At 39.0% G+C, this 12,721-nt stretch carries 12 protein-coding genes and 1 pseudogene; all 13 read left to right on the top strand.

Annotated features, from left to right (window positions below; all coding sequences use genetic code 11):
* The first annotated feature begins 10 nt into the window (after positions 1-10).
* On the top strand, positions 11-733 hold the full coding sequence (locus tag CQ046_RS23645; protein ID WP_105703222.1) for a hypothetical protein: 723 nt from the start codon (positions 11-13) through the stop codon (positions 731-733).
* 50 nt (positions 734-783) lie between these two features.
* Positions 784-1,452, top strand: coding sequence for a hypothetical protein (locus CQ046_RS15910; protein ID WP_105703240.1), 669 nt, complete (start codon positions 784-786; stop codon positions 1,450-1,452).
* A 4-nt stretch (positions 1,453-1,456) separates the two neighbouring features.
* Complete coding sequence (locus tag CQ046_RS15905; RefSeq protein ID WP_105703241.1) at positions 1,457-2,287, top strand: hypothetical protein; 831 nt, start codon at positions 1,457-1,459, stop codon at positions 2,285-2,287.
* Between the two features lies 1 nt (position 2,288).
* Positions 2,289-3,623 (top strand): hypothetical protein, encoded by a 1,335-nt coding sequence (locus CQ046_RS15900; RefSeq protein WP_228406975.1) that lies wholly within the window; start codon positions 2,289-2,291, stop codon positions 3,621-3,623.
* A 10-nt stretch (positions 3,624-3,633) separates the two neighbouring features.
* The gene (traK, locus tag CQ046_RS15895; RefSeq protein WP_105703239.1) at positions 3,634-4,248 is read left to right on the top strand and encodes a conjugative transposon protein TraK; all 615 of its coding nucleotides are present in this window, start codon (positions 3,634-3,636) and stop codon (positions 4,246-4,248) included.
* A gap of 1 nt (position 4,249) precedes the next feature.
* Entirely contained in the window at positions 4,250-4,600 is a 351-nt protein-coding gene (locus CQ046_RS15890; RefSeq protein ID WP_105703221.1) for a hypothetical protein, read from the top strand.
* Positions 4,597-5,811 (top strand): conjugative transposon protein TraM, encoded by a 1,215-nt coding sequence (traM, locus tag CQ046_RS15885; protein WP_105703220.1) that lies wholly within the window; start codon positions 4,597-4,599, stop codon positions 5,809-5,811. The genes CQ046_RS15890 and traM overlap by 4 nt, the downstream gene beginning before the upstream one ends.
* A gap of 4 nt (positions 5,812-5,815) precedes the next feature.
* Positions 5,816-6,688, top strand: coding sequence for a conjugative transposon protein TraN (gene traN, locus CQ046_RS15880; protein WP_105703219.1), 873 nt, complete (start codon positions 5,816-5,818; stop codon positions 6,686-6,688).
* 88 nt (positions 6,689-6,776) lie between these two features.
* A complete protein-coding gene (locus tag CQ046_RS15875; RefSeq protein ID WP_105703218.1) occupies positions 6,777-7,064 on the top strand; it encodes a hypothetical protein in 288 nt (95 codons plus the stop codon).
* A pseudogene (locus CQ046_RS15870) lies at positions 7,064-9,052 on the top strand (type IV secretory system conjugative DNA transfer family protein). Before CQ046_RS15875 ends, CQ046_RS15870 begins: the two are co-directional and overlap by 1 nt.
* Before the next feature lie 4 nt (positions 9,053-9,056).
* Entirely contained in the window at positions 9,057-9,938 is an 882-nt protein-coding gene (locus tag CQ046_RS15865) for a M23 family metallopeptidase (RefSeq protein WP_105703217.1), read from the top strand.
* Positions 9,939-9,949: 11 nt separating this feature from the next.
* Complete coding sequence (locus tag CQ046_RS15860; RefSeq protein ID WP_105703216.1) at positions 9,950-10,654, top strand: hypothetical protein; 705 nt, start codon at positions 9,950-9,952, stop codon at positions 10,652-10,654.
* 64 nt (positions 10,655-10,718) lie between these two features.
* Positions 10,719-12,698, top strand: a complete 1,980-nt coding sequence (locus CQ046_RS23800; protein ID WP_185126200.1) for a hypothetical protein — start codon at positions 10,719-10,721, stop codon at positions 12,696-12,698.
* The last annotated feature ends 23 nt before the right edge of the window (positions 12,699-12,721 follow it).

Below are 12,721 nucleotides of genomic sequence, written 5' to 3'. Positions count from 1 at the left end.
TTTTTTTAAGATGAAATCGAAGAATGAGATTCGCCGATTTAATGGAGGCAAAAAGAAAATTTTTCTAAGCTTGTTGATTCCGGTAGTTTATGTGGCATTAATTTCTTCCGGAGGAGGGTCCACACCCGCCTGGCAAAAAGAAAATGTTTCCTTTCCAATGATGGATTTGGAAATCAACGCCACGATGAAGGAGCATGACAGGCAAAAAGAAATGCGGCAAAACCAGACACTGAATGCCGGAATTGAAACCATCAATAAAAACGAGTGGAACAGCTTCAAGGATAAGGTGGTTAAAATACAGGACAGGCTGAGGATTGTTTCATTTGCCTTGCAGGCGATCCCAACAGGAGTTGCGATGAGCAGGGAGATTGGTAAGATCACTCAAAACCAGGCCGCCATTATTGATGAAATTGAAACCGCACCTTACTCTATTGCAGCAGTCCTGCCTTCCGGAGTACAGTATGTGGATGATTTACAAATGGTACTCCGCCTGATCACCGGGATTATCCTCTCTTACGGAGCGATCAATCAAATGGAAAAATCGGAACGCAAAATTTTATTGGATTATGCACTGGGTGAAGTCAAAACCCTGAGTAGGAATTCCACCCATATGCTTTTAAAAATACGGGATATTAAAGCTAAAGTACTGCGCAATAAAAGAGCTTTCCAATATTACGTCAACAGGGATAAACAAGTGGTAGAAAACATTATGAAGAACATTAAATCCTTTTAAGAATGAAATCGAAGATTAGCAAATACCATAATGGAAAAAATAATAAGGATATGAGCAAAAAAATACTAACCCTCGGAATTGTATTGCTTTCTACGGTTTGCGTAAAAAGCCAGCAGATCGTGATCAATGATAAACTGCTGTCCCAGATTACGGTCAATCATGGCGTTCGTTTAGGGAGTGAGCAGGCTTTTTTGGACTCTTATGAAAAGCAAAATGAGCTGTATAACGAGATCAGAAACAAAACGGCTCAGGTGATTGCCATTCAGGAATATATCTACCAGCAGCTTAAAAATGTTAATTCGGCCCTTACCCAAAGTAAAAAGCTCATCTATCTCTATCAGTATTTAGGCAAAATCGTCAGCAACTCCCAAACCATGTTGGATTTATCTGTGCAGCATCCGGAATATGCCGTGCTGGTTTCTAAGTATTATGCAGCTATAGGACAGCAAGCCCTGAAGCTCCAACAGGAGGTCACGCAGGATATCCTGAATGAAAACAAAGATTTTCTGATGGATGCTATGGATCGGGAAATGCTCATTGAAAAGGTACTGACAAGGGTCAGGAATATCAACGGCAATATTCTCTATATCATTTTACGGCTACAGAATGCAAAGAAGATCCCCTATCTCTATCAGGTCCCTGTACTTAGGAATTACATCAATATCGACAGAGCCATTGTCAGTGACATTATTCAGAAATACAAATACATTTTTAATTAAAACAATGGAAAATTTACTTATAAAATTAATCAGGCTGCACTTATTGCTTGTAGTCACCGCCGTATCCGCACAATTAAGTGTTAAACGGCTCAATGACCCTGCCATTGTTGCCCAGCACAAAAGAATGGTTTTTGAAAGCTGGGGAGACTGGCGCCCGTACCCTAAATATTTCCTGGGAGTTCAGACCAACTTTGCCTATGCCACGGTATGGGGGATGTGGGCACCCAAAATCAACAGGGATTATAAAGACGGGGACGACATTAGGCCCTTAAAACCTACGGGAGTACAGAATCAGCGATTTGCCCAGTTGAAATACGAAGAGGAAGAAGCCAAAAAAATAAAAGCAGCTTCCGATACCATTTATAAAAGGAGTGTCCAGGATTTTGCCCATTGGACTTCTGCTACCGTAGATGCTGATCCTCTCTGGCTCTTGTATTATAAACGGATGCTCAAGCCGATTACTGAATTTCCGAATACCCCGCAAAATTTTATGGAATGGAGGCTGAAAGACCAACAAACTTATGAAACGCTTAATAGTATAGGAACATTAAAAAGGCTTCAAGAGGAGCTGGATATGATCAAAGAAAAATATTCGATGTCCCGGTCTATGGATATGCCAAGGGGAAAGCGCTTTCTGATGTACCATGAAACCCTTTTGCGTTGGAGAAAATTTGCTCAGGAATTAAGGAAACATAATAACAAAACGACCCTTCTTCTGGATTATAAAAATATCCTGAAAAATCATTCTCCTTATGCTTTGCCTACAGCCTGGAGTCCTGCATCAGACAGGCAGGTTGTTCAAAACATCATGCTCAAATATAAAAACCGATATTAAAATGAATAAAACTGTAACCTTATGCTGGTGTCTCCTGACACTTTTTTTGCCGGTAATGGGCTTTGCCCAGACCGATGGCGATTACAGCAATTTACTCCAGTTTTTGAAAGGCGACGGAGCTTTTGAGAAATGGTTCATGGAGGTATTTACCAAGCTGGACACCAGTGTTCAGGACAATGCTAACGATGCCGCATTGGTCGGAAAAGCTATTGGCGGATTAGGGTCTCTGATGTACCTCGGATACATGGGATGGCAGATGGCTGCCGGAGACCGGGAGTGGGAGATTACCCCGATGCTGAAACCCATTCTGATTGGATTTACGCTGATCTACTGGACTGGATTTGTTAATCTGATACAGACTCCCTTTGAAGCCATCGCAGAGCCGGGAATCAGCATTTTCAGTGATATAGAATCAGAAGTCAATGATCTTAGAGTACAGCGCTTCAAAAAACAACAGCAATTGCTCGATGCCATCATCAAGCTCAAAGCAGATGAAGATGCCAAGCAGGAAGTTATTGAGAATACCGGACAAGATGCTGATGATTCGTGGTTTGATATCAGTGAGGGATTGGATAAACTTATCCAGCCCATCAAGGAGTGGCAGATCAGGATGCAGTTCCAGATGCAAAAATTAGTTGCTGAAGTGATTGAGTTTATCTGCCTTTCCGTTCTGAGAATTTGTGTCTACCTGATTTTCTTTATTCAGAAAATATGGGCGTACATCCTTATTATATTAGGTCCGATTGCGGTGGGTATGGCCCTTGTTCCGGGATTTGAAAGTTCCCTCTACAACTGGGTTTCCAAATTCATCAATATCAATCTGTACACTTTTGTGGCGTATACCATCATCAACATTGGCCAGCAGCTGATCGCTTCCGGCTATATGATGGAAATAGAAAGGTATGATACCCTTTTAACAAACGGAACGGTGACCAATTTAGATGCCCTACTGGTCTATGTAACCAATTCGGGAATGATTTATAACCAACTTTTTACGTGCGTAGCTTATATCGTCACCGGGATCGGGGTTTTAATGACCCCTACCATTGCAGATACCATTGTATCAGCAGGAGGAGCCGGAGCCATGACGAAGATGAAAAGTGCCATAGGCAAAATGGCAGGCTCTGCTAAGACTGCTGTTCTGGCTGTTAAAACCGGAGGTGCTTCTGTGGCTGCAACAGCTGCAAAATCTGCGAAATCCGGTTCTGCATCCGGTAGGGTGAGCAGTGCAATGAATAACAGTAGAAGTACTGGTAATAATAGTATTAACAATAGCAGTGGGAACAGTAACCGTAATAGCAGCGATGGTCATAACAGTAGTAGCAATAATAAATAATAAATTAAAAATGCTTATCAAAAATATAGAACAAAGAATCAAGGTGAATAAGATAGTTTCACTTTCAGCCATTGCCTTTGCCGTTTTCATTATCATTGCAGGACTTTTCTTCGCCTATAAAATGATTGAAGATTCCAGAAGATCCATTTACATTCTGGATAACGGTGTGCCGGTTCTGGCAAAGCAAACCGATGTTTTACTTAACAGACCTGTTGAATACAAAGCCCAGATTGAGCTTTTTCACCGGTTATTTTTCACATTGGCGCCTGACGATACCTACATCAAGGATAATATCCAGAAATCATTGTATCTCATCGATGACAGCGGAAAGAAAGAATATACCAACCTCAGGGAAAAAGGCTTTTATAACCAGATCATTGCTTCAAGTTCGATGGTAAGCATTCATACCGATTCGGTTAAGCTTGATATGGAACAAAAGAAATTCGTCTTTTTCGGAAAACAGATGATTACAAGAAAATCATCCGTTATTACCCGAAAGCTTATCACCGAAGGTTTTTTTGAAGACATTATCCGCAGTCCCAATAACCCGCATGGGGTGATCCTTAAAAATTGGCGCATCCTTGATAATGAAGAAATTTCCAATCAAACCAAAAATTCGTACTAACATGAATGCTTCATTTAAACAAGCCGGACAGAAATGCCTGCAATGGATCGTCCATCACCCTAAAAAGGTTTTTACGTATTCGATGATTTTTTTGTCAGTGTCATTTATAGGTTCTCTGATACAGGGAATTTTCTTTCCCAGCGAGACAGTATTTACCATTAAACCTCCTGTCCTTTATTCCAAAAGCCAGATGGAACAGACCCCCGCAGTAAACAACGAAAAAGAGATGAAAAAGATTGTAGAAGAGCTGGAGGCTTTGAAAGTAAAAAGAGATCAGAAACAATTACAGAAAGGGGACAGCCTGAGGATTGAATATTTGTTTAACCAATTTCAAAAATTAAAAACTCAATGAAAAAACTCGATTTCAAACAGAAAAAATACATCCTGCCACTTCTGGCATTGCCGTTCCTGCTGCTTTTTATCTATGTAGGAACCCAGTTCGCCAAAGAAGAACAACCCAAAGAGAAGCCTAAAGAACTCTCCCTTTCTCTTGGTGAGTCGCAGGATTCGATTATGAGTAAAAATGATGCCTATGATGCATTTTTCAAAAAAGAAGATAACAGAACGATGCTCGAGGGGTTGGGCAAAGAAAAGGACAGCTTGCTCAGCTACGAAGACCAGCTGTCATTAGCTCAAAAGAGAAAAATAGATTCGCTCAAAGCGGTGTCCGGAAGGCAAAACGAGTATCAATCGAAAGGAAATTTATCTTCTTACTATTACCCTAAAAAAGTACAGAATGACGACCGGGATTACAAAAGGTCTTCAGAAATTATCAGGATGCTGAACGATAAATCTTACGGACGACCGGAAGGTGACTATGCTTCAGAGCATTCAAAAGCAACTCATCAAACTCATCAACAAAATCCCGATCCGGTCAAATACCTGAAACAGCAGATGCTGGTCATGGATTCTTTGGAAAAAGCAAGAGACCCGGAATACCAAAGTAAACTGGCAGCAGAGGAAAAGCTGAAAATGAGTAAGGAAAAAATGGAAGAATTTCTGAATTCTACCTTCAATGTCAGTAAATCCGGCATCAATAACAAGTTCAATGCTTTCTACAAAGAAAATGAAAACAGCTTTATCAAAGCAGTTATCGATGAAAACAACAAGGGATATTTGGGGAGTCGGATCCGGCTGAGATTATTGGAGGACATTTTTGTGGGTAACAAAAAGCTCAGCAAAGGTTCCATACTTTATGGGCAGATTTCAGGATTTGCGATGCAAAGGGTTAATCTCAGTATCGTATCCGTATTCACCAACGGAGAAATCTACCCTGTCAACTTATCAGTTTATGATGTCGACGGCATGAAAGGGTTGTATGTACCGGAGAGCGTTTTCCGGGATATGATTCGGGAAATGGGGAGCAATTCCGTACAGGGAACGCAGATGGATATGGGCGGACAGGGATTTTTCACCAGTATTGGCTCTAAACTGTTTACATCCACTTCCAAGTCCATTGCTAACCTGATTAAAACCAACAAAGCCAAATTGAAATATAACTCTTATGTATTTCTGATTGACGAAAAACAATTGAAAGATTCACAAAACCAACAAAAAAAATAAACTAATGAAAGCTATAATGTACACATTACTGATTTTCACGGCTCAACTTTTTACTGCACAAACAGCCACTAAAGAACAGCTCATTTCGGATTTACCGGAACTCGAAATTACCGGAGGTATCAGTCTTCATATTATTTCTCCGGAACCCATCCAATATGTGGATCTCTCCACTCAGCAGCTCACTGGAGATTTACCTTCGACCCAGATTGCTCGTGTTAAAATTGCCGATAAGCCCGAAGGTACCGAAAAAGAAAAAACCAAAAATCCTGTTCTGTATTATTCTAACGGGGATCAAATCGGCGTTATCACGGTGGTGGGGCAATCCTTTATAGCCCAGTATAAAGCTATTTACCGAACTCCTGAAAACCTGAATATCGTTACCAATATCCATATCCAGCCGGAGGAAATGCAGCCCATCGAGTTTGATACAATGGCTTTCTCAAACCTTGAGCTGAGAAAATTTGCGATGGACATTATTCAGAAAAAATCAGAAAAAAATCCGATTCGGGAAGAGAAAAATCTGGGACTCAGTGTTCAGCTCAATAATGTCTATGTCATCAGTGACTATATATTCCTGGATATGACCTTTAAAAATAATTCCAACTTAAGTTATGATATCGAAGCTTTGAAATTCTCTGTAGAGGATAAAAGAATCCATAAGGCGACCAACAACCAAAGTATCGAGATGACCCCATTATTCCAGCTCAACCCTCAGAAGCATTTCAGGAAGAATTTCCGGAATATCTATGTGTTCAAAAAATTCACTTACCCGAACTCTAAAGTGATGATGATCCGCCTGATCGAAGAGCAGCTCTCGGGAAGAACCATCGAAATGAGAATCAATTATTCGGACATTTTAAAAGCCGATACTTTTTAGCGGAAGTTCCGCTTCCAATTTTTAAAATAACCATAATTACAATGGAGTTAAACTTAATCATCCTAGCAATGATCTGCTACTGTATGGTATGATCATTTTTGAAAAAAAGCGAAAACAACTTATACAGGACTATGAGCAGCTGCTCATCCTTAAAAATTGGTATGAGAAAATAGCTGAAGAGGTAAACCGATCATATATTTTAGAAAAGGTTGAAAAAAGAGGACGTCAATTAATTGATCAATTGAATCTGCTAAATGCCAATCTTGTTAAAATACAGGAAGATCATGAAAAATTACAGCAACAGCAACAGAAACTGCACAAGAATCTGCTGGAGGAACACAAACTACTGAATGAATACTTTGAAAATTTTTCCTAATGCAAGAACAACAACATCAGATCAGGATTTACGGCTTCCTTCAGAAGGCGGTATATGCCGTGGTAGCGCTGGATTGTGCTTCACTATTTTATCTGCATGCCAATATTCCGGTGGTTTCCAACTTATTGAAGAATTTTTCCAGAATGAGTTTCATTTATCCTCCTGTCAATGCTAAACTGGCGACCCTTTTATTGATAGGATTAGTGGCTGTAGGAACAAAAGCTAAGAAAAAGAAAGACCTTAATATTGCTATGGAAATAGTAGTTCCTATGGTATTGGGACTCCTGATGATGTTTTCCTCTCTGGTTTGGGAGCGTGAAGCCGGAAATCCTTCACTTCCTAAAATATTTCCCGGAATGAGTCTTTACCAGGTTGTGTATGCTTTTTTATCGTTTTTGTGAGCGGTTGTTCTTCAAATGGGAGCTGACAGCATTTCTAAGCTGATGCAGCAGAAAATGGGAAAAGACCGATGGAATGTCGAGGAAGAATCTTTTGACCAGAACCAGGAATTAGTAGAATCCGACATGATGATTAATATTCCTTATTTATTCCGGTATAAAGGGAAAAGCAATAAAGGCTGGATGAATATTAATCCTTTCCGGGGGACGATGGTGATTGGTGTGCCAGGTTCCGGTAAATCTTTTGGAGTGATCAATCCCGCGATCAGGCAGATGATAGCTAAAGGATTTTGTCTGATAATTTACGATTTTAAGTTTCCCGACCTGGCGCAGATCGCTTATTACCACTATTTATTCAAAAAAAGTAAGGAATCAGGTTATAATTACAATTTTTATGTTATTAACCTCAATGAAGTTGAGAAATCCAAAAGGGTGAACCCGTTCGCCAAAAAATATGTGCAGACATTAGCAGAAGCACAGGAAATGGCTGAGGCTATGGTGTCTTCTTTACAAAAAGGCAGTACCAGTTCCGGAGGTGGGGCTGACCAGTTCTTCACCCAATCAGCGATCAATTTCCTTTCATCCTGCATTTATTTTTTTGCAACCCACGAAAACGGAAAGTACTCGGATCTGCCTCACATCCTTTCCTTTATGAACCGAAGCTACAAGGAAATTTTTGATACCCTTTTTGGACATGAAGAATTGTATTCTTTATTATCGCCTTTTAAATCCGCCTATGATAACAAAGCTTTTGATCAATTAGAAGGGCAGGTCGGAACATTGAAAATTTTCCTGTCGCGGCTGGCTACCAAAGAAAGCTTTTGGGTGTTTTCGGGGGATGAAGTGGAACTCAAAATAACAGACCAGAACAATCCTTCCATTGTTATTTTAGCATCCGATCCCGGAACTCAGGACATCAACTCTGCTTTGTATTCTTCGGTGCTTAATAGGACTTTAAGATTGATCAATTCAAAAGGCAACTTCCCTGGAGGAATCATTGCCGATGAATTTCCTACGATTTACATCCATAAAATTGATAATGTGGTGGCTACGGCAAGAAGCAACAGGGTTGCCGTAATGTTAGGACTTCAGGAGCTTCCACAGCTTCGCCAGTTTTATAAGAAAGAAGTTGCAGATACCATTTCTGCCATTGTCGGAAATATCCTGTCTGGCTCTGCAAGGGATAAGAATACCTTGGATTGGCTCGAAAAATTATTTGGAAAAATAAAGCAGAAGTCGTATTCCCAATCCATCTCCCAGCAAGGTACGACCACCAGTATCAATGAGAAAATGGACCATATGATTCCTGCCGGAAAAATCGCGGCACTTAAAACCGGAGAAATGGTGGGGATGATCGCCCAGGGAGAAGAAAATGATACCGAAGAATACAAAACCTCTGCTGTGAACGGTAAAATAAACCTGGATATGAAAAGTATTAAAAAAGAGGAAGCGGAACTTCCGCCCATGCCTTCCTATTACTCCTTTGTGGATAGGGCAGGAGTTAACCGCAAAGAAGAAGTCTTAATGACCAACTTCAGGAAAATCAATAAGGAAGTAGAATTAATTGTCAGAGAATCAGTAAAAGCATAATCATATGAAGAGTAAAATAATTAGCAACCGAATTTACAAGATGGTGGTCTTCATGCTTCTGTTGGTAAACAGTTTTACGTTTGCCCAATTCAATACCATAATGCCTGCACAGCCTCAAAAGCCTGAAAGTCAATCCCGTGTTGAATTTACAAAAGAAGAGAAACCTATTGATCCCAAAAATGGGAAAAATTTCTGGAAAAAAATATTCAATACGACAACAAGGTCGGATTTAAAAAATGAATTGGATTCTTTAAAAATACTGTTAAAAAAGTACAAGCATACCAATAATTCTGGAAAAGAGAGCTTTCAAAAAATGAAAGATTCTTTGCTATTGGCCACCAAGCGTAGAGCCGAACAACAAATGGATCTTTTAGAAAATCAAAGTTCCCCGGCTTTATATGACTTTGTGGAGGAGCCTAAAGAATCTTTATCAAAAGTTGTAATGCCTTTGGCGGGTAAGATGGCGATCACTTCTTCTTATGGGACACGGGTTCATCCCATTTCCGGAAACCGGAAAATGCACAATGGTATTGACCTGAAAGCATATTATGAAAATGTATATGCAGTCATGGACGGAGTAGTAACGGCAGTGGGCCGGTCAGCGACCGGAGGCAATTATATCAAGATCCTCCACTATGGCCGATTTGAGACAAGCTACCTCCATCTTTCAGAGATTTATTATCGGACCGGAGAGTTCGTGAAAGCCGGATTTATCTTGGGAAGAAGCGGGAATACCGGGAATTCTACAGGGCCTCACCTGCATTTTTCGGTGAAAGAATTCGGACAAAGCATTAACCCCGCTCATTTTTTAAATGATTTAATAAAAGCCACTCATCTCATGGAAACCTATCATAATACTAAGACAGCAACATACAACCCCTACTAAATACATTAACAATGAAAAACAGCAATTTACCCACAGACGAACTGAAAAAATATGGAATTATTAATGAAGATCATACATTTTCCAAAAAACTAAGCGCAGAAGATATTCAGAAATTCTTACAAGGATACACTATTGTCGCTGACAACGATACAAAAAGGGCAACTTTTCAGCTCACGGATGATAATACCAGACTAAAAGTAATTTTTTTGGAAAGAGATAAAAGCATCTCGGAAATCCTTAAAAACAGTGAAAAGAGAATCGAATATTCTGACATAAAGGAACTCTCTAATAAATTGCCACCGGAGGTTCCGGCACTGGAAAAGAAAGCCTTTATTTTCGATAAGGACACCGGCATAGTAGCAGAGTTTGATTTCATCAGGCATACAACGGAATTGACTGCTATTATTGCTGATCTAAGAGATGCAACTGAAACCGCGCGATATAAATTTGAATTACTAAAGTTTAAGGCATTTATCCTCGATAAATTGGAAGCGGAACTTCCGCCTGAGATCGCTAAAGAAATTACTAATGATTTGAATATTATCTCCAAAGAGATTAGTACAGTTGATGGAATTCTTGCCCAGCAAAATCTTAATCAAAAAGAAAAATCTGATATCAGTTTGAATGTAAACGACCCGGATCTTTATCAAGATGCGAATCAGATGAGAGAAGAAGAGGAGCAGGAGCAAGAAGAAAAGCGAAGGTTTAGAAGATAAATCTTATTGATACCTCTAATAAACTGTTTCAGAATATATAAAAATCTCAAAATAAAATTTTAAAATGGATTTATTTGAAGATTACAGCCTACTTCCGGAGGAATTGAAGACGGTCTGTGATAAATGGCAGGAAAAAGCGGCGTACCGGGGACTTGATTATAATGATTGTGAGATTTTCCAGAAAGAATGCGAAGCTATCGGCTATACGTTTGATTATGGACTGGATGCAGAACCATTTGATTTACGACCCATCAATTTAGGGAAACAATTACAAGACCATATTACTAACAATCAAGATCCAGGCATTATGCGAACAACAAATGATCTAAGCTGGTATGATAAGAATATTACTCCTCTAACCCGGGCTTATAAAGATTTTGTAAAAGAAAAAGAAAATACATCACCTGAACATTTTTTTCAGGATGGTGAAAGAGTCTTTACGGCAAAAGAAATCAAGTTTTTAAAAATTCTTGAGTATAAAAGTTCTAAAAATGAAATTAATGCTTCTTATCCTGAAAGTAGAGAACCAGTAACCGAGAATTCAGGTATTGCAGAGAACAGGGAATTGAAGCTTGATGAACTCAAGGATATGCTTACTCAATATTATGAAAAAGAGCAGGAAAGTATGTTTGATTTTACCCATCCGAAATCTATTAAGACGTTGGAACTGGCATTATTTCTTCAAAATGGAGATGAACCGTTAAAGAAGGAAGTTCTGACATACATTTTTACAGAACCGCCACTACAGCCTGATTTTTACGACTTCATGGATGATTCTTATGATAGGGGAGAATCTTTTTATGAGAAAGCAAAGGAATCCTATAAGATAAAGATAGAAAAATATAACCTTTTTTTAGAAAATGCTTATTCAGTTTTTGACAGATACAATTTTGATATTCATATGGTCCATGAATCCAATGTCGAAAGCGCACCGGATGCATTCAAAGTCTTAGTGCATGACCTGTCTAATCAGTTTTCTGCTGAAACTAAAGCTACCATTAAAGCCATTAATGCAGATCAGGCTAATAATGAAAGGAAAACCTATGAAGCCCCTCAAATAGGGAAAAATAATCCCCATGTGGAAACTAGCATCGAGGGATATAGCAACAGTGAATTAATGAATCTGTCCGATGGCGAATTAGAAAATCTATTAAAGCTAAAGAAAGAACAGTATAAAATAGAACAAGTGAACGATGATATCATTGCTATGTCTTTTACCAGTAGTGAAATAAAAAGACTTCTGGCCCTGATTCATCATAAATCAATTAATAACAATCAAAATCCCAACATTATGGAAACAACAAAAGAATTCGATCAGGTTCAATACCTAAAAGACCAGTTAAAATACCTTGGCTTTGGCGAAGATTCAACACTTCACGAAGATTTGGAAAAAGGTATTGAGTCTCCCAAACAGCAGTTTGAAATCAAGGCAGTCTCAGATAAGGCACTGCCCGGAAATACCGTAGACTTTGTTTTGAAATTCAATAAAAGCGAAAATGGAGGTGTTTTCTTTAATTCTTACCTGGCAACGCTGAAAAATGAAAAAGATGAAAGTTTTTCCCACAATTTTTATGTGAGCAAAGAAAACACCTTTACTGCTAAAGAGGCCGTTAATCTTCTGGAAGGGCGTTCCGTGAAAATAGAATTTCACAATCCGAAAACAGACCAGGTGGAACCTGCCTTTGTTAAGCTTGATTTTAAAGAGCCTAAAACAGAAAAAGGCAATTATAATTTCCAGAATTTTTATAAAAACTATGGTATTGATACCGCAGAAATTGTAGAAAAATCCAATTTGGTCTTTGATAAGCCTGAATATAAGGAGAATACGATAAAATCTTTGGAAAAAGGAAACGTGGTTAAGGTGAAATTTGAACTGGATGACGGGTTTATAGAAGGAAAAGCAGTTCTCAACCCCCAATATAAAAACCTGAACCTATATGATATGGATATGAACAGGATAAATACCAACAAACCTTTACAGGGTTTGGAAGATGAGAGAGAACATGATAAAGCCAATGTAAGAGAGCAAAGCATCAAACGATAAAATTTCCTACCTATTATCTGAAA

It is taken from the genome of Chryseobacterium sp. MYb7, from assembly GCF_002979455.1.
Classification (GTDB): domain Bacteria; phylum Bacteroidota; class Bacteroidia; order Flavobacteriales; family Weeksellaceae; genus Chryseobacterium.
Note: the sequence above shows the minus strand (reverse complement) of the source record. Positions and strands in the feature narration are given on the sequence as shown.